Origin of the sequence: Acidovorax sp. (genome assembly GCF_034519795.1) — a bacterium.
GTDB lineage: Bacteria > Pseudomonadota > Gammaproteobacteria > Burkholderiales > Burkholderiaceae_C > Acidovorax.
In genome coordinates this window covers 64,603-91,476 of sequence record NZ_JAXHOB010000004.1, presented here as the reverse complement: position 1 = coordinate 91,476, position 26,874 = coordinate 64,603, and the positions used below count along the sequence as shown (strand labels likewise).

The 26,874-nt window shown below is 68.1% G+C and carries 21 protein-coding genes; 17 read left to right on the top strand and 4 right to left on the bottom strand.

Annotated elements, in window-relative coordinates:
* Positions 1-18 precede the first annotated feature (18 nt).
* The 3 genes from U5N23_RS04190 to U5N23_RS04180 all read left to right on the top strand — a co-directional run bounded on the left by U5N23_RS04190 (position 19) and on the right by U5N23_RS04180 (position 6,801).
* Positions 19-3,675 carry a hydantoinase B/oxoprolinase family protein gene (locus U5N23_RS04190; RefSeq protein WP_322591582.1) on the top strand — a complete coding sequence of 1,219 codons (3,657 nt, stop codon included), beginning with the start codon at positions 19-21 and terminating at the stop codon, positions 3,673-3,675.
* Between the two features lie 115 nt (positions 3,676-3,790).
* Positions 3,791-5,479, top strand: coding sequence for a methyl-accepting chemotaxis protein (locus tag U5N23_RS04185; RefSeq protein WP_322591581.1), 1,689 nt, complete (start codon positions 3,791-3,793; stop codon positions 5,477-5,479).
* 203 nt (positions 5,480-5,682) lie between these two features.
* Complete coding sequence (locus U5N23_RS04180; protein WP_322591580.1) at positions 5,683-6,801, top strand: AIR synthase-related protein; 1,119 nt, start codon at positions 5,683-5,685, stop codon at positions 6,799-6,801.
* Between the two features lie 57 nt (positions 6,802-6,858).
* Here U5N23_RS04180 and U5N23_RS04175 read toward each other — a convergent pair whose 3' ends face one another.
* Positions 6,859-8,565, bottom strand: coding sequence for an electron transfer flavoprotein-ubiquinone oxidoreductase (locus U5N23_RS04175; RefSeq protein ID WP_322591579.1), 1,707 nt, complete (start codon positions 8,563-8,565; stop codon positions 6,859-6,861).
* Positions 8,566-8,705: 140 nt separating this feature from the next.
* On the opposite strand from U5N23_RS04175, the gene U5N23_RS04170 reads away from it, so the two are divergent.
* From U5N23_RS04170 to U5N23_RS04155, 4 genes are all read left to right on the top strand, one after another.
* Positions 8,706-9,488: an SDR family oxidoreductase gene (locus tag U5N23_RS04170; RefSeq protein WP_322591578.1), complete on the top strand. Its 783-nt coding sequence runs from the start codon at positions 8,706-8,708 to the stop codon at positions 9,486-9,488.
* 18 nt (positions 9,489-9,506) lie between these two features.
* Positions 9,507-10,403: a DMT family transporter gene (locus U5N23_RS04165; protein WP_322591577.1), complete on the top strand. Its 897-nt coding sequence runs from the start codon at positions 9,507-9,509 to the stop codon at positions 10,401-10,403.
* Positions 10,400-10,822 carry an acyl-CoA thioesterase gene (locus U5N23_RS04160; RefSeq protein ID WP_322591576.1) on the top strand — a complete coding sequence of 141 codons (423 nt, stop codon included), beginning with the start codon at positions 10,400-10,402 and terminating at the stop codon, positions 10,820-10,822. Before U5N23_RS04165 ends, U5N23_RS04160 begins: the two co-directional genes overlap by 4 nt.
* Positions 10,823-10,979: 157 nt before the next feature.
* Complete coding sequence (locus U5N23_RS04155) at positions 10,980-14,057, top strand: EAL domain-containing protein (protein WP_322591575.1); 3,078 nt, start codon at positions 10,980-10,982, stop codon at positions 14,055-14,057.
* Positions 14,058-14,070: 13 nt separating this feature from the next.
* On the opposite strand, the gene U5N23_RS04150 is transcribed toward U5N23_RS04155, so the two are convergent.
* The 3 genes from U5N23_RS04150 to U5N23_RS04140 are packed head-to-tail and all read right to left on the bottom strand — an operon-like array spanning position 14,071 to position 15,840.
* Positions 14,071-14,427, bottom strand: coding sequence for a hypothetical protein (locus tag U5N23_RS04150; protein WP_322591574.1), 357 nt, complete (start codon positions 14,425-14,427; stop codon positions 14,071-14,073).
* Positions 14,428-14,435: 8 nt separating this feature from the next.
* Positions 14,436-15,017, bottom strand: coding sequence for a peroxidase-related enzyme (locus U5N23_RS04145; RefSeq protein ID WP_322591573.1), 582 nt, complete (start codon positions 15,015-15,017; stop codon positions 14,436-14,438).
* Between the two features lie 31 nt (positions 15,018-15,048).
* Entirely contained in the window at positions 15,049-15,840 is a 792-nt protein-coding gene (locus U5N23_RS04140) for an IclR family transcriptional regulator (RefSeq protein ID WP_322591572.1), read from the bottom strand.
* A gap of 122 nt (positions 15,841-15,962) precedes the next feature.
* Here U5N23_RS04140 and U5N23_RS04135 point away from each other — a divergent pair, with 122 nt between their 5' ends.
* From U5N23_RS04135 to katG, 10 genes are all read left to right on the top strand, one after another.
* Positions 15,963-16,958: a tripartite tricarboxylate transporter substrate binding protein gene (locus tag U5N23_RS04135; RefSeq protein WP_322591571.1), complete on the top strand. Its 996-nt coding sequence runs from the start codon at positions 15,963-15,965 to the stop codon at positions 16,956-16,958.
* 46 nt (positions 16,959-17,004) lie between these two features.
* Positions 17,005-17,925: an amidohydrolase family protein gene (locus U5N23_RS04130; protein ID WP_322591570.1), complete on the top strand. Its 921-nt coding sequence runs from the start codon at positions 17,005-17,007 to the stop codon at positions 17,923-17,925.
* A gap of 17 nt (positions 17,926-17,942) precedes the next feature.
* Entirely contained in the window at positions 17,943-18,938 is a 996-nt protein-coding gene (locus U5N23_RS04125) for a tripartite tricarboxylate transporter substrate binding protein (RefSeq protein WP_322591569.1), read from the top strand.
* A 65-nt stretch (positions 18,939-19,003) separates the two neighbouring features.
* On the top strand, positions 19,004-19,690 hold the full coding sequence (locus U5N23_RS04120) for an RraA family protein (protein WP_322591568.1): 687 nt from the start codon (positions 19,004-19,006) through the stop codon (positions 19,688-19,690).
* On the top strand, positions 19,687-20,625 hold the full coding sequence (locus U5N23_RS04115; RefSeq protein WP_322591567.1) for an NAD(P)-dependent oxidoreductase: 939 nt from the start codon (positions 19,687-19,689) through the stop codon (positions 20,623-20,625). Before U5N23_RS04120 ends, U5N23_RS04115 begins: the two co-directional genes overlap by 4 nt.
* Positions 20,626-20,673: 48 nt before the next feature.
* Positions 20,674-21,666: a tripartite tricarboxylate transporter substrate binding protein gene (locus U5N23_RS04110; protein WP_322591566.1), complete on the top strand. Its 993-nt coding sequence runs from the start codon at positions 20,674-20,676 to the stop codon at positions 21,664-21,666.
* Between the two features lie 17 nt (positions 21,667-21,683).
* Positions 21,684-22,640: a tripartite tricarboxylate transporter substrate binding protein gene (locus U5N23_RS04105; protein WP_322591565.1), complete on the top strand. Its 957-nt coding sequence runs from the start codon at positions 21,684-21,686 to the stop codon at positions 22,638-22,640.
* A 6-nt stretch (positions 22,641-22,646) separates the two neighbouring features.
* Complete coding sequence (locus U5N23_RS04100) at positions 22,647-23,546, top strand: amidohydrolase family protein (protein WP_322591564.1); 900 nt, start codon at positions 22,647-22,649, stop codon at positions 23,544-23,546.
* Positions 23,547-23,572: 26 nt separating this feature from the next.
* The gene (locus U5N23_RS04095) at positions 23,573-24,490 is read left to right on the top strand and encodes an SMP-30/gluconolactonase/LRE family protein (RefSeq protein ID WP_322591563.1); all 918 of its coding nucleotides are present in this window, start codon (positions 23,573-23,575) and stop codon (positions 24,488-24,490) included.
* 143 nt (positions 24,491-24,633) lie between these two features.
* Positions 24,634-26,838: a catalase/peroxidase HPI gene (gene katG, locus U5N23_RS04090; RefSeq protein WP_322591562.1), complete on the top strand. Its 2,205-nt coding sequence runs from the start codon at positions 24,634-24,636 to the stop codon at positions 26,836-26,838.
* Positions 26,839-26,874: the final 36 nt, after the last annotated feature.

Below are 26,874 nucleotides of genomic sequence, written 5' to 3'. Positions count from 1 at the left end.
TCTTCCATCGGAACCACCATGACCACCATGACACCCCACGTACAGATTCCCCGCTGGCAGTTCTGGATCGACCGGGGCGGCACCTTCACCGACATCGTCGGCAAGCGCCCCGACGGCACGCTGGTCACGCACAAGCTGCTGTCCGAGAACCCCGAGCAGTACAAGGATGCGGCCGTGGCCGGCATCCGCCATCTGTTGGGCCTGGCAACTGGCGATGCCGTGACGCCCGCCTTGGTTGAATGCGTGAAGATGGGCACCACGGTGGCCACCAACGCGCTGCTCGAGCGCAAGGGCGAGCCCACGCTGTTGGTCACGACGCGCGGCTTTCGCGATGCACTGCGCATCGCCTACCAGAATCGGCCGCGTCTGTTCGACCGCCACATCGTGCTGCCCGAGCTGCTCTACACCGAGGTGATCGAGGCGCGTGAGCGCATGGGCGCACACGGCAGTGTGCTGCAACTGCTCGATGAAGCCACCCTGCGCGGTGACCTGCTGGCGGCCTACGGTCGTGGCCTGCGCAGCGTGGCCATCGTCTTCATGCACGGATACCGCTACACGGAGCACGAGCAGGCGGCGCAGCGCATTGCCAGGGAGGTCGGCTTCACGCAGATCAGCACCTCGCACGAGACCAGCCCCATGATGAAGTTCGTGAGCCGGGGTGACACCACGGTGGTGGACGCCTACCTCTCGCCCATCCTGCGCCGCTACGTGGAGCAGGTGGCCAGCGAGATGCCCGGGGTCAAGCTGTTCTTCATGCAGTCCTCGGGCGGCCTGACCGATGCCAACACCTTCCAGGGCAAGGACGCCATCCTGTCCGGCCCGGCCGGCGGCATCGTGGGCATGGCGCGCACGGCCGGCCTGGCCGGGCAGGAGCGCGTGATCGGCTTTGACATGGGGGGCACCTCCACCGACGTGAGCCACTATGCGGGAGCCTTCGAGCGCGAGTTCGAGACCCACGTGGCCGGCGTGCGCATGCGCGCTCCCATGATGAGCATCCACACCGTGGCCGCTGGCGGTGGCTCGGTGCTGAGCTATGACGGCGCGCGCTTTCGCGTCGGCCCCGAAAGCGCGGGCGCCAACCCCGGCCCGGTGAGCTACCGCCGCGGCGGCCCGCTGGCCGTGACCGATGCCAACGTGATGGTCGGCAAGGTGCAGCCGGGCTACTTCCCCAGCGTGTTCGGCCCGGCGGCCAACGAGACGCTGGACGCGCAGGCGGTGCGCGCACGCTTCGCGGAACTGGCGGTGCAGACCCAGCGCCAGCCCGAGGAAGTCGCCGAGGGCTTCATCCAGATCGCCGTGCAGCAGATGGCCAACGCGATCAAGAAGATCTCGGTGGCGCGCGGCTACGACGTGACGCGCTACACCCTGCAATGCTTTGGCGGCGCCGGCGGCCAGCATGCCTGCCTGGTGGCCGATGCCCTGGGCATGACGCGTGTGTTCGTACACCCGCTGGCCGGTGTGCTCAGCGCCTACGGCATGGGCCTGGCCGACCAGACCGTGATCCGCGAGCAGGCGGTGGAACTGCCGCTGGCCGAGGTCTCGCTGCCGCTGATCGCCGAGCGGCTGGATGTATTGGGTACCGCTGCCCAGGCCGAGCTGGAACGCCAGCAGGTCAGCAACCACCCGGTGCAGGTGCGCTACAACGTGCATGTGCGCTACGAGGGCACCGATTCAGCCCTCGTCGTGCCGTTCGGCGACATGCCAGCTGTGCAGGCGGCCTTTGAGGCCGCGTATCGCCAGCGCTTCGCCTTCCTGATGGTGGGCAAGTCGCTGGTGGTCGAGGCCGTGTCGGTCGAGGCTGTGATCGCCGGTGATGCGCCGGCCGAGCCGCGCCTGCCCCTGCATGCCGAGCGCGTGCACCCCCGGCGCGAGACGGTGCGCATGTACTCGGGCAGCCAGTGGCACGACGCCGCCCTGGTGGTGCGCGAGGACCTGCAACCTGGCGACACGATCCCCGGCCCGGCCATCATCGCCGAGAAGAACACCACCACCGTGGTGGAGCCCGGCTGGCTGGCGCGCCTGACCGACCTGGACCATCTGGTGCTCGACCGCGTGACGGCGCGCAGCGTGCAGTACGCGGCCGGGACCACGGTGGACCCGGTGCTGCTGGAGGTGTTCAACAACCTGTTCATGAACATCGCCGAGCAGATGGGTCTGCAGTTGCAGAACACGGCCTATTCAGTGAACATCAAGGAGCGCCTGGACTTCAGCTGTGCGCTGTTCGACGCCACCGGCAACCTGATCGCCAATGCCCCGCACATGCCGGTGCACCTCGGCTCCATGGGCGAGAGCATCAAGACCGTGATCCGCGAGAACACCGGCAGCATGCAGCCGGGCGACGTGTACATGCTCAACGACCCCTACCACGGCGGTACCCACCTGCCGGACGTCACCGTCATCACGCCGGTGTACGTGGCGGGCGGCAAGGAGCCCACCTTCTATGTCGGCTCGCGCGGCCACCACGCCGACATCGGTGGCACCACGCCGGGGTCGATGCCCCCGTTCTCCACGCGCATCGAGGAAGAGGGCGTGCAGATCAACAACGTGAAGCTGGTGGCGCAGGGCGTCTTGCAGGAAGAGTCCGTGCGCCACCTGCTGGCCACCGGCGGCGGCACCACGCCGTACCCGAGCCGCAACCCGCACCAGAACCTGGCCGACCTGCGCGCGCAGATCGCGGCCAATGAAAAGGGCGTGCAGGAACTCTCCAAGATGGTGGACCAGTTCGGCCTCGATGTCGTGCAGGCCTACATGCGCCATGTGCAGGACAACGCCGAGGAGTCGGTGCGCCGCGTGATCACGCACCTCAAGGACGGTCAGTTCACGCTGCCGCTGGACAATGGTGCGCAGATCAGCGTCTCGGTCAAGGTCAACGTGGCCGAGCGCAGCGCGGTGATCGACTTTGCCGGCACCAGCGCGCAGCAGGTCAACAACTTCAATGCCCCGCGCGCGGTGTGCATGGCGGCCGTGCTGTACGTCTTTCGCACCCTGGTGGACGACGACATCCCGCTCAACGCTGGTTGCTTGAAGCCCCTGCAGGTCATCATCCCCCAGGGCTCCATGCTCAACCCCAATCCGCCGGCCTCGGTGGTGGCGGGCAATGTGGAGACTTCGACCTGCATCACCAACGCCTTGTTCGGAGCGCTCGGCGTCATGGCGGGCAGCCAGCCGACGATGAACAACTTCACCTTCGGCAATGCGCAGTACCAGTACTACGAGACCATCGCGGGCGGCAGTGGTGCGGGCGCGGTGCTCGATGGGCAGGGCCGGGTGGTGCGCGGCTTTGCAGGCACGAGCGTGGTGCAGACGCACATGACCAACTCGCGCCTGACCGACCCCGAGATCCTGGAGTTCCGCTTCCCCGTGGTGCTCGACAGCTACGAGATCCGCGCGGGATCGGGCGGCCGGGGGCGCTGGAGCGGCGGCAATGGCGGCGTGCGCCGCGTGCGCTTTCTGGAGCAGATGACGGCCAGCATCCTGTCCAACGGGCGCGTGAAGCCGGCCTTCGGCATGGCCGGCGGGCAGGCCGGGCTCACCGGGCTCAACCGCGTGCTGCGCGCCAACGGGCAGGTGGAAGACCTGGCGCACATCGGCGCTGCGCTCATGGAGCCGGGTGACGTGTTCGAGATTTCCACGCCGGGCGGCGGCGGCTTCGGCGAGTGCGCGATTGCAGACTGACACCGCCTGACGCCCGCGTTGCGGCCCCCGGGTTGTGGCACAGGGCTTGCAATGCAAGGGCATGCCGCCCCGTCGCGCGATGGGGCGGATGACACCCAACACCACGGAGAATGCCATGAACTACCTTCCCGCAACGGCCAGTGCCACCCGCACCCCGGCCGTCACGGCCTCCCATGCCGCTGCGCTGCCTACCCTGCCCCAGGGCAGCCCGGACGGGCGATCTTCCCTTGCTGCGGCATCTGCGCGCGGCAAGCGCACGCTGAGCGTGGGCCAGAAGCTGGCGGCCGCCTTCGGCATCCTGGGGTGCGCGGTGGCGCTTCTCGGTTCCACCACCTGGCTCACCGGCCAGGGCACGACGCGCCAGGCCACCTTGCTCACGGCGGAACAGTTGCCCATCGAGCGCGCGGTGCGCGAGTGGAAGACCCAGTCGGTGCACATCGGCCAGATCGCGCTGCGCGCCACGGGATCGAGCGATGTGTTTCCCCTGGTGGCCGAGATGCGCACGCAGCTGGCGGCCGAGGAGGGCATGCGCAAGCGCATCGACGCGGCGCTGGCCACCTCGGCTGCGGCGGCGAGCACGGTGCCCGCGTGGAAGCAGACCCAGGCGCAGCGCCAGCAGTATGCGGCCCTGCGCGACACCCTGGTGCAGAACGCACTGGAGTCCAAGGTCATCAGCCAGAAGGAGCTGCAGGTGCACGCCGCGGCGCTGGCGCAGTACCTGAAAGCCATCGACCAACTGCTGGCCGAGTCCGAGAAATCCTCGGTCGCAGCGGCCGATGCAATGATCGCCGGCGCCTCGCGCGCCCAGTGGGTCAGCGCGCTGGCGGTGGCCTTCGTGGTGGGGCTGTCGGCGCTGTTCGGCTGGCTGCTGCGCCGCTCCATCGTGCTGCCGCTGCGCCAGGCCTCGGACGCCGCAGCCCTGGTGGCGCAGGGCGACCTCACGGTGCGCATGGCCACGGACCGCACCGACGAGATCGGCGAGTTGCTCACGGCACTCAACAAGATGGTCGAGTCGCTGCACTATGTGGTGACCGAGGTGCGCGACTCGGGCGAGTCCATCCACGTCGCCAGCTCCGAAGTGGCGGCCGGCAACACCGACCTGAGCGCGCGCACCGAGCACGCCGCCAGCAGCCTGCAGCAGACGGCCGCCAGCATTGCGCAACTGGCGCAGACCGTGGCCGCCAATGCCGACAGCACCCGCCAGGCCAACACCCTGGCCCACACTGCCGCCCAGGTGGCGAAGAAGGGCGGCGACGTGGTCGGCGAGGTGGTCAAGACCATGGACGAGATCAACGCCAGCAGCAAGAAGATCGCCGACATCGTGGGCATCATCGACTCCATTGCCTTCCAGACCAACATCCTCGCGCTCAATGCCGCCGTCGAGGCAGCGCGGGCGGGCGAGCAGGGCCGGGGCTTTGCCGTAGTGGCCAGCGAGGTGCGCAACCTCGCGGGCCGCAGCGCCAACGCCGCCAAGGAGATCAAGGCCCTGATCGCCACCAGCGTGGACAAGGTGAGCGATGGCGCGCGCCTGGTGGTCACGGCGGGCTCGACCATGCAGGACATCGTCACCAGCGTGCAGCAGGTCACCACGCTGATGTCCGAGATCAACGCCGCCAGCAGCGAGCAGAGCAGCCAGATCGGCCAGGTCAGCCAGGCCGTGGACCAGCTCGACCACATGACGCAGCAGAACGCGGCGCTGGTGGAAGAAGGCGCCGCGGCGGCCCAGAGCCTCCAGGACCAGGCCAACCGGCTGGCGGGGGCGATGGGGCAATTCCATCTGACGGCCGGCGGGGCGGGCGCTTGAAGACCCTCCGCACAAATTCCTGCGGCCGTTGGCAGCGCGGCCTTTGGCGGTCCGCTGCGTTGCTTCTCCTGCCCATAGCCCTGCCATTGGCTGCAAGAAGACGCCTTGCGGCCCATCCCGGTCCGCATGGCCACCGATCCGCGAGGTTGATGCAGAGGGTCCTTGGCGGGGGATAATGGCGGCCCAGACTCCGTTGAAAACCCATGACCGCTGCACCTGCTCCTGCCCCCCTGACCTATGACCAGACGGGCGTCAACTACGAATTGATCGACCCGTTGAAGGTTGCGGCACAGCGCGCAGCGGCCCAGACCGGGGCGCACATGGCCAGCCATGGTTTCAGCGAAGTGGCTGCTTCGCGCGGGGAGTCGGCCTATGTGGTCGATGTCGGTCCCATGTACCTCGCCAGCATCGTCGAGTGCCTGGGCACCAAGGCCCTGCTGGCCGACGACATGGCCCGGCTCACGGGCAAGAGCTACTACGACGGCATTGCCCAGGACACGATTGCCATGGCGGTCAACGACCTGATCACCGTGGGGGCGACCCCCCTGGTCGTGCAGGCCTACTGGGCGGCGGGGGGCTCGGACTGGTTCGGCGACGCAGAGCGCTCGCAGGCGCTCGTTGCCGGCTGGAAGCGTGCCTGCGACACCTGCAAGGTGGCCTGGGGCGGTGGCGAAACCCCGGCCCTCGCCGGGGTGGTGGCCGATGGCCGGGTGGACCTGGCGGCGTCGTGCACCGGCATCATCAGCCCCAAGGCGCGGCTGTCGGTCGGCGACCAACTGGGTGCGGGCGATGCCATCGTGCTGCTGGCCTCCAGCGGCATCCATGCCAACGGCGTGTCGCTGGCCCGCAAACTGGCCGAGCGGCTGCCGCAGGGTTACCTCACGGACATCGGCAACGGGCAGACCTTCGGCGAAGCGCTGCTGGCGCCCACCGTGCTGTATTCGCCGGTGACGGAAGCCCTGGCGGCCGATGGCATCTACCCCCACTACTGCGCCAACATCACCGGCCACGGATGGCGCAAGCTGCTGCGCCACCCCAAGCCGCTGACCTACCGCATCCAGCAGGTGCCGCCGGTGAGCCCGGTGCTGGCGTTCATGCAGAAGGAATGCCAGCTCGACGACCATGAAGCCTATGGCACGCTGAACATGGGCGCCGGCTTCGCGCTGTTCGTGGCGGCCAAGGATGCGCCGCGCGTGGTGGAGCTGGCGCAAGGCCTGGGCATTCCGGCGCTGATCGCGGGGGCTGTGGAAGAGGGGCCCAAGCAGGTCGTGATCGAGCCGATCAAGGTCGTGTACGGCGCGGACGAGCTGCAGCTTCGCTGACCCTCTGCCCCAGGGGCAGCAAGGAAAAGGGCCTGCAATGCCGGCCCTTTGTCGTTGTCACATGCCCGAGTAGTTCGGGCCGCCGCCGCCCTCGGGCGTCACCCAGACGATGTTTTGCGTCGGGTCCTTGATGTCGCAGGTCTTGCAGTGCACGCAGTTCTGCGCGTTGATCTGCAGGCGCTGGGCGTCGCCGCCCTTGGCCACGTCGGGCACGAACTCGTAGACACCGGCCGGGCAGTAGCGGGCCTCGGGGCCGGCGTACTTGGCCAGGTTGATGTTGACCGGCACGCTCGCGTCCTTGAGCGTCAGGTGCGCTGGCTGGTTCTCGGCGTGGTTGGTGTTGCTGATGAACACGCTCGAGAGCCGGTCGAAGGTCAGCTTGCCATCGGGCTTGGGGTAGATGATGGGCTTGCACTCGGACGCGGGTTTGAGGTGCACGTGGTCGGGCTTGTCGCGGTGCAGCGTCCAGGGGATGTTGCCCTTGAGCACGAACTGCTCCAGGCCGTTCATGATGGTGGCGGTGACCAGGCCCTTCTTGAACCAGTTCTTGAAGTTGCGGTCCTTGTTGAGCTCGGTGTGCAGCCAGCTCTTCTCGAAGGCCTCGGGGTAGGCGCTCAGTTCATCGTGCTGGCGCCCGGCCACCACGGCGTCGTAGGCGGCTTCGGCGGCCAGCATGCCGGACTTGATGGCGGCGTGGCTGCCCTTGATGCGGCCCACGTTGAGGTAGCCTGCGTCGCAGCCGATCAGCGCGCCACCGGGGAAGATGGTCTTGGGCAGGCTCAGCAGGCCGCCGGCCGTGATGGCGCGCGCGCCGTAGCTGATGCGCTTGGCCGGCTTGATGCCCTTGGACTCGTCGCCCTCCAGGTACCAGCGGATGTTGGCGTGCGTCTTCCAGCGCTGGAATTCCTCGAACGGGCTGAGGTAGGGGTTGGAGTAGCCCAGGCCGGTGATGAAGCCCAGCGTGACCTTGTTGTCGTCCAGGTGGTACAGGAAGGCGCCACCGTAGGTGTCGTTCTCCATGGGCCAGCCGGCGGTGTGCATCACGAAGCCGGGCTGGTGGCGCGCCGGGTCGATTTCCCACAGCTCCTTGATGCCGATGGCATAGCTTTGCGGGTCGGAATGCGCGTCGAGCTTGAAGCGCGAGATCAGCTGCTTGCCCAGGTGGCCGCGCGAGCCCTCGGCGAAGATGGTGTACTTGGCATGCAGTTCCATCCCGAGCTGGAAGTCGGCCGTGGGCTCGCCTTCCTTGCCGATGCCCATGTTGCCGGTGGCCACGCCCTTGACGGAGCCGTTGTCGTTGTAGAGCACTTCGGCGGCCGGGAAGCCCGGGAAGATCTCCACGCCCAGGGCTTCGGCCTGCTCGCCCAGCCACTTGACCACGTTGCCCAGGCGCACCACGTAGTTTCCGTGGTTCTGGAAGTTGTGCGGCAGGAATACGTTGGGCACGCGAAAGGCCGACTTCTCGCCCAGGAACATCATCGCATCGTCGGTCACAGGCTGGTTCAGCGGGGCGCCCTTGGCCTTCCAGTCGGGGATCAGCTCGGTCAGGGCCTTGGGGTCCATGATGGCGCCCGAGAGGATGTGCGCGCCGGGTTCGGAGCCTTTTTCGAGCACCACGACGGAGATGTCCTTGCCATGGGTGGCTGCCATCTGCTTGAGTCGGATGGCGGTGGCCAGGCCGCCGGGGCCGCCGCCCACGACGACCACGTCGTATTCCATTGCTTCACGGGGACCATACTGGGCGAGGATTTCTTCGTTCGTCATGGGTTTCTCGTCGGGCGTTTGATATCGTGTGGATTGTCTTCGGACAGGACCCTGGTTCCTGTCTGCCTGGAGACTGATTGTATTCATGGATTTCGGACAATCGAACGACCGTTCTTTTTTCTGCAGTGGAGGCTCTCTAAATGGCATACAGCATCGATCTATCCGGCCGCGTGGCGTTCATCACCGGAGCGTCCAGCGGGCTGGGCGCCCAGTTCGCCAAGACCCTGGCCAGGGCGGGCGCCGGGGTGGTGCTGGCCAGCCGCCGCGTCGAAAAGCTCAAGGAGCTGCGCGCCCGCATCGAAGGCGAGGGCGGCGACGCCCATGTCATCGAACTGGACGTGACCGACCATGCCTCCATCAAGTCCGCCGTGGCCCATGCCGAGACCGAGATGGGCTCCATCGACATCCTGGTCAACAACTCGGGCGTGAGCACCACGCAGCGCCTGCAGGACGTGACCCCTGACGACTACGACTTCATCTTCGACACCAACGTCAAGGGCGCCTTCTTCGTCGCACAGGAGGTGGGCAAGCGCATGCTGGCGCGCTCGCGCGGGGCGGCGCCGGGCAGCTTCACGGGCGGGCGCATCATCAACATCGCTTCCATGGCCGGGCTCAAGGTGCTGCCGCAGATCGGTGCCTACTGCATGAGCAAGGCCGCCGTGGTGCAGATGACGAAGGCCATGGCCATGGAATGGGGCCGCTTCGGCATCAACACCAATGCCATCTGCCCGGGCTACATCGACACCGAGATCAACCACCGCCACTGGCAGACCGAGCAGGGCAAAAAGCTCATCGAGATGCTGCCGCGCAAGCGCGTGGGCAGCCCCGAGGACCTCGATGCGCTGATCATCATGCTGGCCAGCGACCAGAGCCATTTCATCAACGGCGCCGTGATCGCGGCAGACGATGGCTTTGCGGTATAGGCCACGCCGTCGGGCCCGATGCTGACCGGAATCCTGGCCGGGCTCGCCGCAGGCGCGCTCTGGGGGCTGGTGTTCGTGGCACCCTACATGGCGGGCACGTTTGCCTCGGTGGACCTGACGGCGGGTCGCTTCGTGGCCTACGGTGCGGTGGCCGTGGGCATGCTGCTGTGGGGCCTCAAGGGCCAGCCGCGCCGGCCCACCCTTGCCCAGGCCTGGGCGGCACTGTGGCTGTCCGTGCTCGGCTTCACGGGCTACTACCTGCTGCTGGTCTGGGCGATCCGCGATGCGGGGGCCGAGATGCCGGCGCTGATCATCGGCACCATTCCGGTCTGGGTCATGCTGCTGGGCAAGCCCCAGGGCCTGCGCTGGGCCGCACTGGTGCCCGGGCTGGTGCTCACCGTGGCCGGACTCGCGCTGATGGCCGAGGTGCCGCACGGGGATGCAGCGGCACCCGGCGCCGGCAGCTACTGGCGCGGCATTGCCATCGCGCTGGTGGCATTGGTGTTCTGGACGGCTTTCGCCATCCTCAACGCGGCGTGGCTCAAGCGCCACCCCGAGGTGCGCGCCACCGACTGGGCCAACTGGCTGGGTGTGGCCACGGGACTGGGCGGCCTGCTGCTGTGGCTGGTGGGCGGCTCCAGCCTGCCCGCCCTGGCGGTGCAACCGGGGTTCGGGGTCTTCGTGGCCGTGTGCCTGGCGCTCGGTTTTGGTTCGAGCTGGCTGGCCACCATTTTGTGGAACATCGCCAGCCAGCGCCTGTCCGCCAGCCTGTGCGGGCAGCTCATCGTGAGCGAGACCCTGTTCGCTCTCGTATATTCGTTCGCGTGGGAGGGGCGCTGGCCCTCGCCCGCGCAGTGGGCGGCCGTGGGGCTGTTCACTTTGGGCATCCTCGCTTCCATCAAGGCACACCGATGAAGATTGAAATCCCCGACAAGAAAAAACTGGTGCACGAGATGCGCTTTCCCGTGCGCTGGGGCGACATGGACGCCATGGGCCACGTGAACAACACCGTGTATTTCCGCTACCTGGAAACAGCGCGCATCGACTGGCTGGTGTCGGTGGGCTGCAACCCTGACCCTGCAGGGCAGGGCCCGGTCATCGTCAATGCGTTCTGCAACTTCTACCAGCAGCTCGAGTACCCGGCCGAGGTGCTGCTCAAGCTCTATGTGAGCGACCCCGGCCGCACCACCTTCGAGACCTGGGGCACCATGGAGCGGGTGGACCGGCCGGGCGTGGTTTATGCCGCAGGCGGTGCCACCACGATCTGGGTCGACTTCCCGCAGAAGAAGGCCGTGGCCCTGCCGGACTGGATGCTGGCCATCGTTCAGGACTGATTTTGCGGCGCTTGACACCTCTGGGCGAATCGGACTAAATGGCCCGATCACAGGGGTCGGGCGGCTGATGGAGGCCGCACGGGTTCATTGAAGAAATGGGGGAAGGCTGGCGACATTCTGGCCACGCCGCTTTTCCCGGTCACGAGGGGTTTCGGCCATGGCCACAGAGAGCAGTCCCGCGCGCAATAATGGTGCGCAACCTGGCGCCTGGCTGCCTGGCTGGGCGGTGCCATTGGCCTTTGCGGCCTTTGTGGCGGGCGCCATTGCGCTGGGGTTTGCCCTGCATTTCCAGGGCAAGCGGGCGGCCGAACGGACCGCATCCGAGACCTTGCGGGTCATTTCCGAACTGTCGGCCCACTCCCTGGACACCTGGCTCACCGAACGCTCGGGCGATGCCGAGGCCATCGGCTCCAATCCCCTGCTGGTCAAGGCGCTCGACCACTGGTGGCAGGGCGACGTGCAGCGCGCCGAGTACACCCCCTTCATCCAACAGCATCTTGAAGGCATACGGCGCGTCTACGGTTACCGAAGCATTGCGGTCGTGGATGTCGGCACCGACAAGGCGGTTTTCAGCAGCGGAGCGGCACTGGACGCGCAGCAGCTGGGTCGCGTGGTGCAGGCGGGAACAGGCGCGTACCCGCGATGGATCGAACTGCCTGCGGGGAGTGGTGCAGGGCTGCGCCTGGCCCTGGCGCGCAGCATTGCCGACAGCACCCGGGGAACAGGCCATGTGCTCTATATCGAAATGGACCTCCAGTGGCTGGTGGACACACTGGACAAGGCCAAACTGCCGAACTGGGGTGGCGAGACCATTCTGGTGCACCGCGATGCACGGGGCCTGCAGATCCTGGCACCGGCCAGCGGGCCCGGGCTGCAGCCTCTTCAGGGGCCCGGGTCCGTGGTGGAGTTCCTGCTGACAGAGCCCGGTGTTTCCATGGTGCAGGGGCCCGACCGCCATGGCGTGGCAGTGATGGCGCGGCGCGAGAACACCCTGCTGCCGTCGTGGATGGTGCTCAGTCTGCTGCCTGAAAAGGCGGTGTATGCAGCGGTGCACGACCGCAGCAATCTCCTGGTCCTCGGGGTCGCGGTGCTCATCCTCTTCGGCTCGCTGCTCTACGCCGCCTGGCGCCGCGGCGACCGCCACCGCCACGCCGCGCGCGAGGCCGGGCTGCGCCGGCATTACGAGCACGTGATGCGTGACTCCACCGACATCTTCTTTCTGACCGACAACGACGGCACCATCCTCGACGTGAGCCAGGCGACGGTCGACGTGTATGGCTACCCGCGCGAGCAGCTCATCGGCATGAACGCCCAGCGCCTTCGGCCGCCGGACCAGGCCGCGCAGCAGGCCGCCATCCTGGAGGCCATGCAGCCTGGCGAGTCGCGCCACGTTCGCATCCCCCGGCTGCGCGCCGATGGCAGCACCTTCCTGCTGGAAGGCACCGTCGGCTGCTTCGAGTCGGAGGGCCGGCGCTACTATGTGGGCATAGGCCGTGACATCACGCGCCAGACCGAGGTGGAAACGCAGCTGCGCGTGGCCGCGAGCTTCTTCAACCGCTCCGCAGCTGCCATCGTGGTCGGCGATCGTGACAAGCGCGTCGTCTCGGTCAATCCCCACCTCACGAAGATCACGGGCTATACGCTCGAAGACCTGCGGGGGCAGCCCACGGTGATCCTCAATGCGGGGCTCGATCCTGCAGGGGTCGAGCGTGCGCGCGCCATCCTCAAGGCCGAGGATTTCTGGGAGGGCGAGATGAACATCCGCCGAAAGGACGGTACGGTCTTCCCGGCGCGCCTGCTGGTCTGTGCGCACCGCGGTGCCGACGGCCAGGTGGAGCAGCACGTGGACCTGTTCACGGACCTGACGCGCCTCAAGCAGGCCGAGAGCCAGGCACAGTACCTGGCCATCCATGACCCGGTCACGGGGCTGCCCAACCGGGCCCGGCTGGAGCAGGAGTTGCTGCAGCACATCACCGGCGTCGACGCCCAGCCCCCATCCCTGCACAACAGCCTGTCGCTGGCGCTGGTCAACCTGGACCGTTTCAAGGGCATCAACGAATCCTTCGGCTATGCCCAGGGCGACGTGCTCCTGGTCGAGGTGGCACGGCGGCTGCAGGGGCTGTCTGCCGATCTCAAGGGCCTGTACCGGTACGGCGGCGACGAGTTCATGCTCGTGCTCTCGGGCAACCCCGTCACCCACGCCCTGCTGATCAGCCAGGTGCGCGCGATGCTGGCCCCGCCCATCCGCCTGGGGCCGCAGGAGCACCCGTTCTCTCCCACGGCCAGCATCGGCATCGCCAGCTACCCCGAGCATGCACGCACTGCCGAGGACCTGTTGCACAACGTCGAGGCTGCGATGCGCATCGCCAAGGCGCACGGGCGCAACACCTGGCGTCTGTATGCGCCCGAGATGAATGCCTCGGCCTACGACGACATGCTGCTGGCGGTGGACCTGCGCCAGGCCATCGACGTCGGCGAACTCGAGCTGCACCTGCAGCCCCAGTTCACCCTGGCGCACGGGGCGCCGGTGGGCATGGAGGCCTTGCTTCGCTGGACGCACAAGACGCGCGGCCCGGTATCTCCGGCACGCTTCATTCCGATCGCCGAATCCTCGGGGATGATCGCCGAGATCAGCCACTGGGTGCTGCGCGAAGCGGCGCGCATCTGGTCGGGCTGGCGCAGCCAGGGCCTCACGCCCCTGCCGATTGCCGTGAATCTTTCGGCGGTGCAGTTCCAGGCGCCCGACTTCCTGCACGAAGTGGGCCGCGTGATCTCGGAGTTCGATCTTCCGCCCGGGGCGCTGGAGATGGAGCTGACCGAAAGCACGCTGATGGCCAACACCGACGCGGCCGTCGAGCTGATGCACCAGTTGGTTGCCAAAGGCATACAGATCGCCATCGACGATTTCGGCACAGGTTATTCGAGCCTGAGCTACCTGCGCCGCTTTCCGGTGAGCAAACTCAAGATCGACCGCTCCTTCGTGCTGGATCTGGGCAGGCACGGCAACGACGAGGCCGAGGCCATCGCTTCGGCCGTGATCGCCATGGCCAAGAGCCTCAGGCTGCGCGTGATCGCCGAAGGTGTGGAAACCGCCGAGCAGCGCGACTTTCTCAAGACCCATGGTTGCGACGAGGTACAGGGCTATCTGTACGCCCGACCGATGCCCGTGGAGGCTGCGACGGCGCTGCTCGTGCAGCGAACAAGTCCCACCGCAACGCAAGGCAACTTCGCCTGATACGGCTTTGCCTTCAACCGGCCAACGTTGTTGGTTCCTCGTCGAGCGCCACGGGCACCAGGCGCGCGCAGTCGGCATCGGGTACCACGCGCCAGGCACCGGCACCGGGCAGGTCGGCAATGCCGTAGCGCGGCACGCCCAGGCCTGCCGCCAGGTAGTACACCGGTCCGGTGGCATCCCGGCGCTGCAGCAACAGGGGCGGCTGGCTGCTCGACAGGGGCGAGATCGCGCCCGGCGAAACCTGCACCGGCAGGGGCCGTGCGTCCAGGGTGCCGCTGCCAGCTGCAAAGCCGCTGGAGGCGGCCTGGGCGCTGGCTGCGAGGGCGGTGGCTGCATACAGCCCGGCAGCCAGTAGGCAGGTCGGCTGCATGGGGCGACTCAGCCAGCCGGTTTTGCCTTGGGCACGCGGCCCATCAGGTAGAACTCGGGGTTGGGCTGCATGCCGGCAAAGCTGGCCATGCGGTTGCTCAGCCCGAAGAAGGCGGTGATGGCCGCGATGTCCCAGATGTCCTCGTCGTCGAAGCCGTGCGCGTGCAGGGCGCTGAAGTCGGCGTCCTCGATCGCGTGCGAGCGCTCGCAGACCTTCATCGCAAAGTCGAGCATGGCGCGCTGGCGTGGGCTGATCTCGGCCTTGCGGTAGTTCACCGCCACCTGGTCGGCCACGAGCGGCTTCTTCTCGTAGATGCGCAGGATGGCGCCGTGCGCCACCACGCAGTACAGGCACTGGTTGGCCGCGCTGGTGGTGGTGACGATCATCTCGCGCTCACCCTTGGTCAGGCTGCCTTCCTCCTTGAGCATCAGCGCATCGTGGTAGGCAAAAAAGGCGCGCCACTCGGCCGGGCGGCGGGCAAATCCCAGGAACACATTGGGCACGAAGCCGGCCTTTTCCTGCACTTCGAGGATGCGGGCACGGATGTCCTCGGGCAGGCTTTCGAGCGAGGGAACAGGGTAGCGGGTCACGTCGGTCTCCTTGGGTTTTATCCCATCAGTATCACGGATGCCAGTGGGTGGCGCGTACCGGACTGTGCGAGGGCGCTGCGGTGTTGCCCGCCAGCGCATACGACAACTGGGTGGCTGCGGCCATCACGGTGTGCGCGAGGGCTTCGAGCTTTTCTGCCGGCAGGCGCGAGGCCGGGCCCGAGATGCACACCGAGCCCATCAGCCGCCAGTGCATGCCGAACACCGGCGCCGACACCGTGGCCACGCCCTGTTCGCGCTCGCCGATGGACCAGTGGTAGCCCTTTTGCCGTATGGCTTCGTAGTCCTTGCCCGGCTCGCCCGAGAAGGCCAGGATCACGCGGCCCGGCGAGCCCTTGTCCAGCGGCAGGCCTTCGCCCATGCGTGCATGGTGGCGCAGTGCCTGCGGCCCCTCCACACGCACGAGGCAGGTGCGCACCTGGCCCTCGCGCACGTAGAAGGCGGCGCTCTCGCCCGTGGCGTGGGTGAGCTCGCGCAGCGCTGGCTCGAGCACGTTCTGCACGTCGAAGCCCGCCTGGTAGCGCGCACCCAGCCAGCCGGCGGCGGGGCCCAGGCGCCAGTCGCCGTCCTCGCGTTGCACCATGAAGCCCGACTGCGCCAGCGTGCGCGCCAGGCGCAGCACCGTCGTCTTGTGCAGGCCGCAGCGCCGGCTCAGCTCGGCCAGGGGCAGGCTCGATTCGCCCAGCGCAAACGCCTCCAGCACCTGCAGCGCGCGCGTGACGGCAATGACGCCGCCGGCCTCGCTGGCCGTGCCTGGCGCCGGGGGCGCGGCCGCAAGAAGGGGCTTGGGCGGAAGGTTGCTCATGGTGCAATTCGTTTCATGGTGTGCAACAGCATTGTATGGGTTGAAACGTCTGCGTAAAGTCGTACCCACGGCGCCGGGCCATGCAGGCCGGCGTGACGAACCACCACAACGGAGACAAAACCATGCCTGCCTTCCCTTCGCTTTCGCGTTCCCTGTGCGTCGCCTTTCTGGGCCTCGCTGCCGCAGCCGTGCCCACCGGCGCGGCGCTGGCGCAAGCCGCCTACCCCAGCAAGCCCATCCGCCTGATCGTGCCCTTCCCGCCCGGCGGCGGCACGGACATGATCGCGCGCACCGTGGCGCAGAAGCTCGCCGACCAGAACAAGTGGAACGTGATCGTGGACAACCGCCCCGGCGCGGGTGGCAACCTGGGTGTGGACGCCGCGGCCAAGTCGGCCCCCGACGGCTACACCCTGGTGATGGGCCAGACCAGCAACCTGGCCATCAACCCCACGCTGTATCCCAAGCTGCCCTACGACCCGCTCAAGGACCTGGTGCCCGTGGCGCTGGTGTCGTCCTCGCCCATCGTGATCGCCGCGCCCGTGAGCTCGCCCTACAAGACCTTTGCCGACGTGGTGGCCGCCGCCAAGGGCAAGCCCGATGCCATCACCCTCGGCTACTCGGGCAATGGCACCGTGGCCCACCTGTCGGGTGAACTGGCCGAGAACGCCGCCGGCATCCAGCTGCGCCACATCCCCTACAAGGGCGCGGCCCAGGCCATGACCGACCTGGTGGGCGGGCAGATCGACCTGTACATGTCCTCCGTGCCCACGCTGCTGGGCCAGGTGCGCAACGGCAAGCTCAAGGTCATCGCCATCACCTCGGCCAAGCGCGCCGGCCAACTGCCCGACGTGCCCACGCTGGCCGAGTCGGGCTACAAGGGCTTCGACGCCGTGACCTGGTTCGGCATCCTCGCGCCGGCCGGCACGCCGGCACCCATCGTGGCCCAGCTCAACAAGGCCATCAACCAGGCCCTGCAGCAACCCGACGTGGCCGACAAGCTGCGCAGCGAAGGCGGCGACGTGATGGGCGGTAGCTCCGAGCAGTTCACCCAGTTGCTGCGCACCGAAGTGCCGCGCTGGGGAAAGATCGTCAAGGACTCGGGCGCAAGCCTCGACTGAGCCGGCCGACGCGCCCCTCTGAGCCCACGCCCACCGGACCATCGCCATGCGCCGCGATTGCCTTGCCACGCCTGTAGCGTTCTCGGCCGGCACCGACCAGCCAACGGTGGCCGTCCCCGCCGGTGCCTGCGACTGCCATGTGCACGTGTACGACGGCCACTTTCCTGCGGCCCCAGGGGCCCGGCTGCTGCCGCCCGATGCCTCGGCCGGGGACTATGGCCGGTTGCAGGCGCGCATCGGCACCACACGCACCGTGCTGGTCACCCCATCGACCTACGGCACCGACAACGGCTGCATGCTCGAAGGCCTGGTGGCCCTGGGCGAGCAGGCACGCGGCGTGGCCGTGATCGATGGCAGCGAAGGCGATGGCGAACTGCAGCGCCTGCACGCCCTGGGCGTGCGCGGCGTGCGGCTGAACCTCTCGCTGGGCGTGTCGGGCACGGCCGACCTGCTGGAGCCGCTGGCCGCGCGCATCGCGCCGCTGGGCTGGCATCTGCAACTGCTGATGGCGCCCGACCTGCTGGCTTCGCTGGCTTCGGTGCTGCGGCGCCTGTCGGTGCCCCTGGTGTTCGACCACTTCGGGCGCATCGCACCCGCGCAGGCCGGCACGCATGCCGCCCATGCACTGCTGCTGGAGCTGCTCGCCGAGGGCAAGGCCTGGATCAAGCTGTCCGGCGGCTACATCGTGAGCCCCCTGCACACGGTGGAAGACCCGGCCCTCGACGCACTGGCCCACAGCTACCTGCGCTGCGTGCCCGACCGTGTGCTCTGGGGCAGCGACTGGCCCCATGCCACCGCCACCGCTGGCGTGCAGCCCCTGCCCGACGATGCCCGACAGGTGGACCGCCTGGCGCAGTGGATCGATGGTGCAGGGCAGGGGGCAGCCACCCTGCACAGCGTGCTGGTGGACAACCCGAGTGCGCTCTACGGCTTCGCGCAGACCGAACTTCCCAATTCCTTCCATTGATACCAGGAGCCCATGCCATGACCCTGTCGCACCATCCTTCTTTGTCGCGCCGCAGCGTGCTCGCCGGCCTCGCTGTCACCCTGGCGGGCAGCCCCGCATTCGCCCAGGGCGAATGGCCCGCCGGCAAGCTCATCACCTGGGTCGTGCCGTACCCGCCTGGCGGCAGCACCGACGTGCTGGGCCGCAACCTGGCGCTGCGCGTGGCGGCATCGCTGGGCACCAATGTCATCGTCGACAACAAAGCTGGCGCCACGGGTACCATCGGCGCCGCCTTCGTGGCCAAGGCCGCGCCCGATGGCTACACCCTGCTGGGCACCTCCATCGGCCCGCAGGCCATCGCGCCGCACCTCATGGGCAAGCTGCCCTACGACCCCATCGCGGGCTTCGAGCCCGTGATCACCATCGGCACCATTCCTCACATCCTGGTGGTGGGTGCCAAACAGCCGTTTCAGTCGGTCGCCGATCTGCTGGCCGCGGCCCGGGCCCAGCCGGGCAAGCTGGCCTTCGCCTCGGGCGGCAACGGCACCATTTTGCAGATGCAGGGCGAGCTGCTGCAGCAGCAAAGCGGCGCGCGCTTCATCCACGTGCCTTACAAGGGCGACACCCCGGCGCTGCAGGACACGCTGGCCGAGCAGGTGCAGTTCATGTTTGCGCCTGCCGCTGCCGCGCTGCCGCATGTGCAGTCCGGCAAGCTGCGGGCCCTGGCGGTCACCTCGGCCCAGCGCCTGAAGGCCTTGCCGGCCGTGCCGACCATGGGCGAGGCGGGTTTCAAGGACTTCGTCGTCGAGCAATGGCAGGCGGTGTTCGCGCCCGCCAAGACGCCTGCTGCCGTCGTGCAGCGCCTGAACGATGAAATCGGCAAGGCGCTCAAGGATCCCGCCGTCGTCGCCCTGGCCGACAAGCTCGGCGTGACCCTGGTGGGCGGCACGCCGCGCCAGCTCGGCGACCTGCAGAAGGCCGACTCGGCCAAGTGGGCCAAGGTGATCAAGGACGGAAACATCACCGCCGAGTAGTCCCCCGGTCGCAGACCGGCACCGCAGCTTTTCTCCGCATACCCCAACCCAACAAGGATCGCACAATGGGCCAGCTTCCCGAAATCATCCGTGGCATCGAGCGCGTCAGCGCCGACGTCGTCCAGAAAGCCGCCACCTTCCAGGCCGCCATCCTCGCCGATGTGGCGGGCCGCCGCGGCACCATGCACGGCCGCGTGGCGCCCGTGCACCAGGACATGAAGGTCGCAGGCCCGGCCTTCACCGTCGAGGTGCGCCCGGGCGACAACCTCATGATCCACGCCGCCATTGCGCTGGCCCAGCCCGGCGACGTGCTGGTGATCGACGGCAAGGGCGACCAGACCGCAGCCCTGATGGGCACGCTGATGCTCAGCGCCTGCAAGAAGCGGGGCCTGGCCGGCGTGGTCGTCGACGGTGCGATCCGTGACAAGCTCGAATTGCTGGACCTGGGCTTTCCGGTGTTCAGCGCCGGCTTCAACCCCGCCGGCCCGACCAAGTACGTGCCCGGGCGCATCAACCACCCGATCTCGGCCGGCGGCGCCACCGTTAACCCGGGCGACCTGGTCGTGGGCGATGCCGATGGCGTGGTGGTGATCGAACGCGCCAAGGCACCCGCCATGATGGACCTGGCCGACAAGAAGGTGGCCGACGAGGCCGCCCGCATCGAGGCCATCGCCCGCGGCGACACGGCATCGAAGTGGCTGCCGGCGGCCCTGCGCGCCGCTGGCGTGCTCAAGGAAGGGGAATCGCTGTGAGCCGCCCGAGCATCATCGTGACGGGCGCCGACCTGGCCGGGGAGGCCCTGGCGCTGCTCGACGACTTCGAGATCGTCTATGCCGGCAAGGCCCCCACCAAGGACGACCTGGTGGCCCTGTGCCGCACGCACGACCCCGTGGCCATCATCGTGCGCTACGGCAAGGTCGGCGCGGCCGTGATGGATGCCGCGCCCTCGCTCAAGGTCATCTCCAAGCACGGCAGCGGCACCGACACCATCGACAAGGTGGCGGCCAAGGCGCGCGGCATCGAGGTGGTGGCCGCCGTCGGCGCCAATGCCGCGGCCGTGGCCGAGCAGGCCTTGGCATTGCTGCTGGCCTGCGCCAAGTCGGTGGTGGCGCTCGATGCGCGCATGCACGCCGGCCACTGGGACAAGGCCACGCACAAGAGCCTGGAACTCGGCGGCCGCACCGTGGGCGTGGTCGGCCTGGGCGCCATCGGCCTGCGCTTTGCGAAGATGGCCGATGCGCTGGGCATGCGCGTTCTCGGCTTCGATCCGTTTGCGAAGAACCTGCCGGCCTACATCGAGAGCGTGGACCTGGCCACCATCTGGCGCGAGTCCGACGCCATCTCGCTGCACTGCCCGCTGACCGAGGAGAACCGGGGCATGCTCAATGCCACCACCCTGGCGCAGTGCAAGCGCGGTGTGATCGTGGTGAACACCGCGCGCGGCGGCCTGATCGACGAGCCAGCGCTGCTGGCCGCCGTGCGCAGCGGCCAGGTGATGGCTGCGGGGCTGGACAGCTTTGCGGTGGAGCCCATGGTGGCCGGCCACCCCTTCCAGGGCGAGGCGAATTTCACCCTCTCCCCGCACATCGGCGGCGTGACCAGCGATGCCTACGTGAACATGGGGGTGGGCGCGGCGAAGAACCTGCTGCAGGTCCTGGCGCGCAGTCCTGCCCCAGCGGCCGCGTGAGGGGCCGGGGCGGTACATCCAGAGGATCACGATGAGGAGACACAAGCAATGAACAGGCAAACACGACTTCCAGCGCTCGCAAGCAAGGCGTTGCTGGTCACCTTCACCCTGGCATCCGCCACCTGCTTCGCGCAGGCCGCCGGCTATCCGTCCAAGCCGGTGAAGCTGGTGGTGGGCTTTGCGGCGGGCGGCCCCACCGACGTGGTGGCACGGGCCTTTGCCGATCACGCCAGCCGTGCGCTGGGCCAGCCCTTCGTCATCGACAACAAACCGGGCGCCAACACCATCCTGGCCGCGCAGGCGGTGGCCAGCGCACCGGCCGATGGTTACACGCTGCTGTTCGGCGCCACCAACCACACGATGATCCCGGGGCTGTACAGCAACCGGGTGAAATTCGATGCGGTGAAGTCGTTCAAGCCGCTGTGCACGGTGGCCACCAGCCCCACCGTGCTGGTGGTGGGGCCAGGCCTGCCGGTGAAGTCGCTGGCCGACTATCTGGCACGTGCGCGCCAGGAGCCGGGCCGCACCACGGCCGGCACAGCGGGCGTGGGCAGTTCAGGCCACTTCGCCACCGAGATGTTCGCCCGGGCCAATGGCCTGCAGCTCAACCACGTGCCCTACAAGGGCGCTGCGCCGGTGGTGACGGACCTGATGGGCGGCCAGCTCGACAGCTCGTTCGCCACCCTGGGCTCGGTGCTGCCGCAGATCCGCAGCGGCAAGCTCGCGGCCCTGGCCGTGGCATCGGCCAAGCGCTCGCCGCTGCTGCCCGATGTCGCCACCTTTGCCGAAGCCGGTGGCGGCAACTACTCGGCCGATGCCTGGTACGGCGTGCTGGCTCCTGCCGGTGTGCCCGAGGCCGTGGCCCGGCAACTGGAGCGCGTGGCGGCGGATTTCGCGAAAAGCGCCACTGCGGTGGAGAAGCTGCGCGGCATGGGGCTGGATGCGGATTCCACCTGCGGCAAGGCATTTGCCACGCAGGTCGAGCGCGAGGTTGCCACCTACACGCAGATCGCCAGGGACCTGGACCTCAAAGCTGAATGAATGATCGGAGACATGACATGTTGCGTTTTTTCAAACCCCTGATCGCTGCCTGCGCCCTGGCCGCCGGCCTGGCCCATGCTGCCTACCCCGACCGCCCCATCACCATCGTCGTGCCCTATGCGCCCGGCGGCGCAGCCGACGCTGTGGCGCGCGTGCTGGCCACGCGCCTGAGCGCCAGGCTGGGCGCCAGCGTGATCGTGGACAACAAGTCCGGTGCCAGCGGCACCATCGGCGCGAGCTACGTGGCCAAGGCCAATGCCGACGGCTACACCCTGCTGTACGACGCCACGCCGTACTCCATCAACCCGCACCTGTTCCCCAAGATGCCGTACGCCGCCAACGCGCTGCAGCCGCTGTCGCTGGTGCTGCTGGCACCCAACGTGCTGATCGTGAAGGCGGACTCGCCGATCAAGAACATCAACGACCTGGTCGCCAGGGCCAAGGCCACGCCCGGCAAGCTCAACTTCGCCTCGGGCGGCAGCGGCACGGTGCAGCGCCTGGCCGCGGAGCTGATGCGCCAGCAGCTCGGCCTGGACATGGTGCACGTGCCCTACAAGAGCGGCGGCCCAGCGATCACCGATGTGATGGCCGGCCAGGTGGACTTCATGTTCGGTACCGTGGCCGCCACCTATCCCCACATAGCGGGCGGCAAGCTGCGCGCACTGGCCGTGTCGGCGCCCGAGCGCTCCAGGCGCCTGCCCGATGTGCCCACGGTGGCCGAGACGGTGGTCCCCGGCTACGAGGCCTTTGAATGGAACGGCATGTTCCTGCCCGCGGGAACGCCCGAGCCCATTGCCGCCAGGCTGCGCCAGGCCGTGCAGGAGGTGATGCAGGAAGACGAGGTCAAACAGCGCATGGCCGACATCGGCGCCCAGCCCGTGGGCTCCACGCCCGCCGAGTTTGCCGCCTTCCTCAAGAAGGAAGACGCCAAGTGGGGCGAGGTGGTGCGCAAGGGCCATATCAAGCTCGATTGACCGGCCATGGGCCTGCCACCCCTTCTCGAGCCCGTGCCGCATTCGGTGGGCCTGAACCGTCCGTTGTGCGCATTGCCCGCCCTGGCGTGCGACAGCCACATGCATATCTTCGACGCGCGCTTTGCGCCGTCGCCGCACTGGCCGCGCACACCGCCCGAGGCACCCGTGGCCGCCTACCGGCAACTGCAGCATCGCCTGGGCACCGCGCGCACGGTCGTGGTCACGCCATCGACCTACGGCACCGACAACGCCTGCACGCTGGATGCGCTGGACCAGCTGGGCGACAGCGCACGCGGCGTGGCCGTGGTGGACCAGCAGGTCAGCAATGCGGAGCTGGGCCGCCTGGCCGCACGGCGCGTGCGGGGGCTGCGTGTGAACTTCGTCTCGCCCCAATCCTGGGGCATGACCACAGAAGAGATGCTGACCACCCTGGCGGGCAAGCTGGCGCGCCATGCGGACTGCGGTGGCTGGCACATCCAGGTGTTCGCACAGCCCGAACAGATCGTCGCGCTCGAACCCGTGCTGCAGTCCTTGCCCGTGCTGCTGGTGATCGACCACATGGGCCGGATCGATCCGGCGCAGGGTGTGTCGTCCGAGGCCTGGGACAGCCTGCGCCGCCTGCTCGACAGGGGCAGCACCTGGGTCAAGCTCTCCGGCGCCTACATGCGCTCTGCGGTGCAGGGCCCGGGCTACGCCGATACGCTGCCCCTGGGCCGCGCGCTGGTGCAGGCCGCGCCCGAGCGCCTGGTCTGGGGCAGCGACTGGCCGCACACCACCGAGCCGCAGGGCACGGTGAACGATGCCGACCTGGTGGACCTGCTGCAGGCCTGGGCGGGCACGGATGCCGCGATGGACCGCATTCTGGTGGACAACCCTGCGCGGCTGTACGGATTTCCTGCCGCGTGAAGATCAGAGCCAACGAAAGCCATCCCATGTTTCTGCTGCAAGCCCCCCAAGTACGCGACCTCGAACTCTTCACCGCCATGCCCGAGACGCTGCGCCGGCGCGAGCGCAGCGCCTGGGCCGATGCCAATCGGGCGGGGGCCATCACCGACTCGTTTCTCGAAGGCCCGGTGTTCGATGCTGCCGGCAACCTGTACGTGACCGACATCCCCTGGGGCCGCATCCTGCGCATCGACCCTGCGGGCTCCTGGACCCTGGTGGCCGAATACGACGGCGAGCCCAACGGCATGAAGTTCCTCGATGCCGGCACCCTGCTCATCACCGACTACAAGAACGGCCTCATGCGCCTGGACGTGGCGAGCGGCCGGGTCGCCCCGTACCTGGAGCGCCGCAACAGCGAGCGCTTCAAGGGCGTGAACGACCTGGTCTTCGATGCCGAGGGCAACCTGTACTTCACCGACCAGGGGCAGAGCGGGCTGCACGACCCGAGCGGGCGCCTGTACCGCCTGCGCCCCAATGGCCAGCTCGACCTGCTGCTGGCCAATGTGCCCAGCCCCAATGGCGTGGCGCTGTCGCCCGATGGCCGCGTGCTCTACCTGGCCGCCACGCGCGGCAACTGCGTCTGGCGCGTGCCGTTGCTGCCCGATGGCAGCGTGGCCAAGGTGGGGCAGTTCTTCACCTCCTACGGCCCGAGCGGGCCCGATGGATTGGCCGTGGATTCCCAGGGGCGCCTGCTCGTGGCCAACCCGGGCCTGGGCTATGTCTGGGTGCTCAACCACCGGGCCGAGCCCGAGCTGGTGCTGCGCGGGCCAGCGGGCGCCTCGACGACCAACCTGGCCTTTGGCGGGGAGGGCGGGCAGACGGTGTTCGTGACCGACTCGACCCATGGGCACATCCTGCGGGCGCGCATGGAGGCGCCGGGCCTGCCGCTGGCGCGCGGTCTCTGAGTTAGCACGCTGTTTGACAATGGTTGTGGCATTTCGATAAATATTGACTATCGAGGAAATTCAATCGATTCAATTTACGCGCCATGGATTGCTTCTTACCATGGGCTCTGCCAAGTGCCTGAACCACTGACAAGGAGAGACCCATGACGACAGAAGCCAAGTGCCCCTTCGACCACACCAAGGCTGCCGCGCCCAAAGGCCGCGGCAACGCTGACTGGTGGCCCAACCAGCTCAACCTGCGCCCCCTCAACCAGAGCTCCCCGCTGGTCGACCCCATGGGCGACGGGTTCAATTACGCCGAGGAGTTCAAGAGCCTGGACCTCGCGGCCGTGAAGGCCGACCTGCATGCGCTGATGACCGACTCGCAGGACTGGTGGCCGGCCGACTTCGGCCACTACGGCCCGCTGTTCATCCGCATGGCCTGGCACAGCGCCGGCACCTACCGCCTGGCCGACGGCCGCGGCGGCGCCGGGGCCGGGCAGCAGCGCTTTGCGCCCCTGAACAGCTGGCCCGACAACGCCAACCTGGACAAGGCGCGCCGCCTGCTCTGGCCCATCAAGCAGAAGTACGGCCGCAAGATTTCCTGGGCCGACCTGATGATCCTCACCGGCAACGTGGCGCTCGAATCCATGGGCTTCAAGACCTTCGGCTTCGGCGGTGGCCGCCCCGACGTGTGGGAACCCGATGAAAACGTCTACTGGGGCGCAGAGACCACCTGGCTGGGTGGCGACAAGCGCTACAGCGGCGAGCGCGACCTGGCCAAGCCCCTGGCCGCCGTGCAGATGGGCCTGATCTATGTGAACCCCGAAGGCCCCAACGGCAACCCCGACCCCATCGCCGCGGCGCGCGATATCCGCGACACCTTTGCCCGCATGGCCATGGACGACGAAGAGACCGTGGCGCTGATCGCCGGCGGCCACACCTTCGGCAAGACCCACGGCGCGGGCGACGCCGCCCTGGTGGGCAAGGAGCCCGAGGGCGGCGGCATCGAGGACCAGGGCTTCGGCTGGATCAGCAAGCACGGCAGCGGCTTTGGCGGCGACGCCATCACCAGCGGCCTGGAGGTCACCTGGACCACCACGCCCACAAAGTGGAGCAACAACTTCTTCGAGAACCTGTTCGGCTTCGAGTGGGAGCTGACCAAGAGCCCGGCCGGCGCCCACCAGTGGACCGCCAAGGGGGCCGAGGCGACCATTCCCGACGCGCACGATCCCTCGAAGAAGCGCGTGCCCACCATGCTCACCACCGACCTCTCGCTGCGCCAGGACCCGGCTTACGAGAAGATCTCGCGCCGCTTTCTGGAGCACCCAGAGCAGTTCGCCGACGCGTTCGCGCGCGCCTGGTTCAAGCTCACGCACCGTGACATGGGTCCGCGCGTGCGCTACCTGGGCCCCGAGGTGCCGGCCGAAGTGCTGATCTGGCAGGACCCCATCCCCGAAGTGGACCATGCCCTGGTGGATGACCAGGACGTGACGGTGCTCAAGGCGAAGATCCTGGCCTCGGGCCTGTCGGTGGCGGAGCTGGTGTCCACCGCCTGGGCCTCGGCCTCCACCTACCGCGGCGGCGACAAGCGCGGCGGCGCCAACGGGGCCCGCATCCGCCTGGCGCCGCAAAAGGACTGGGAAGTGAACCAGCCGGCGCAACTGGCCAAGGTGCTGGGCAAGCTCGAAGCGATCCAGCAGGATTTCAATGCCGCGCAGACCGGCGGCAAGAAGATCTCCATCGCCGACCTCATCGTGCTCGGTGGCGCCGCTGCCATCGAGTCCGCCGCGCGCAGCGCCGGCCAGGAGGTGAGCGTGCCCTTCACGCCCGGCCGCATGGACGCTTCGCAGGAGCAGACCGACGTGCCCTCGTTCGAGGTCATGGAGCCGCTGGCCGATGGCTTTCGCAACTATGTGCGCCCCGGCCTGGAGGAAGCCGTGGCCGAGCTGCTCATCGACCGCGCCAACCAGCTCACGCTGACCGGCCCCGAGATGACGGTGCTGGTGGGCGGCCTGCGCGCCCTGGGTGCCAATGCAGGCCAGGGCCGGCATGGCGTGTTCACCCAGCAGCCCGGCGCGCTCACCAACGATTTCTTCGTGAACCTGCTGGACATGCGCACCCGCTGGCAGAAATCGGCCTCTGAGGCCGGTGTGCTGGAAGGGGTTGACCGGGCCACCGGGGCTGCGAAGTGGACCGGCACCGTGGCCGACCTGGTGTTCGGCTCCAACTCGCAACTGCGTGCGCTGGCCGAGGTGTATGGCAGCAGCGATGCGCAGGCGGTGTTCGTGCAGGACTTCGTGAAGGCCTGGACCAAGGTCATGAACCTGGACCGCTTTGACCTTGCCGGCGCAACCGCCGACGCCTGAGCAAGCTGACAACGCCACCGTCCTTTCCCTTCGCGG

Coding starts and splice junctions, on each gene's coding strand:
- katG (WP_322591562.1), top strand. CDS start 24,634: ATGACGACAGAAGCCAAGTGCCCCTTCGACCACACCAAGGCTGCCGCG.
- U5N23_RS04120 (WP_322591568.1), top strand. CDS start 19,004: ATGGGCCAGCTTCCCGAAATCATCCGTGGCATCGAGCGCGTCAGCGCC.
- U5N23_RS04155 (WP_322591575.1), top strand. CDS start 10,980: ATGGCCACAGAGAGCAGTCCCGCGCGCAATAATGGTGCGCAACCTGGC.
- U5N23_RS04170 (WP_322591578.1), top strand. CDS start 8,706: ATGGCATACAGCATCGATCTATCCGGCCGCGTGGCGTTCATCACCGGA.
- U5N23_RS04110 (WP_322591566.1), top strand. CDS start 20,674: ATGAACAGGCAAACACGACTTCCAGCGCTCGCAAGCAAGGCGTTGCTG.
- U5N23_RS04190 (WP_322591582.1), top strand. CDS start 19: ATGACCACCATGACACCCCACGTACAGATTCCCCGCTGGCAGTTCTGG.
- U5N23_RS04185 (WP_322591581.1), top strand. CDS start 3,791: ATGAACTACCTTCCCGCAACGGCCAGTGCCACCCGCACCCCGGCCGTC.
- U5N23_RS04095 (WP_322591563.1), top strand. CDS start 23,573: ATGTTTCTGCTGCAAGCCCCCCAAGTACGCGACCTCGAACTCTTCACC.
- U5N23_RS04140 (WP_322591572.1), bottom strand. CDS start 15,840: ATGAGCAACCTTCCGCCCAAGCCCCTTCTTGCGGCCGCGCCCCCGGCG.
- U5N23_RS04125 (WP_322591569.1), top strand. CDS start 17,943: ATGACCCTGTCGCACCATCCTTCTTTGTCGCGCCGCAGCGTGCTCGCC.
- U5N23_RS04175 (WP_322591579.1), bottom strand. CDS start 8,565: ATGACGAACGAAGAAATCCTCGCCCAGTATGGTCCCCGTGAAGCAATG.
- U5N23_RS04135 (WP_322591571.1), top strand. CDS start 15,963: ATGCCTGCCTTCCCTTCGCTTTCGCGTTCCCTGTGCGTCGCCTTTCTG.
- U5N23_RS04150 (WP_322591574.1), bottom strand. CDS start 14,427: ATGCAGCCGACCTGCCTACTGGCTGCCGGGCTGTATGCAGCCACCGCC.
- U5N23_RS04130 (WP_322591570.1), top strand. CDS start 17,005: ATGCGCCGCGATTGCCTTGCCACGCCTGTAGCGTTCTCGGCCGGCACC.
- U5N23_RS04100 (WP_322591564.1), top strand. CDS start 22,647: ATGGGCCTGCCACCCCTTCTCGAGCCCGTGCCGCATTCGGTGGGCCTG.
- U5N23_RS04165 (WP_322591577.1), top strand. CDS start 9,507: ATGCTGACCGGAATCCTGGCCGGGCTCGCCGCAGGCGCGCTCTGGGGG.
- U5N23_RS04160 (WP_322591576.1), top strand. CDS start 10,400: ATGAAGATTGAAATCCCCGACAAGAAAAAACTGGTGCACGAGATGCGC.
- U5N23_RS04180 (WP_322591580.1), top strand. CDS start 5,683: ATGACCGCTGCACCTGCTCCTGCCCCCCTGACCTATGACCAGACGGGC.
- U5N23_RS04105 (WP_322591565.1), top strand. CDS start 21,684: ATGTTGCGTTTTTTCAAACCCCTGATCGCTGCCTGCGCCCTGGCCGCC.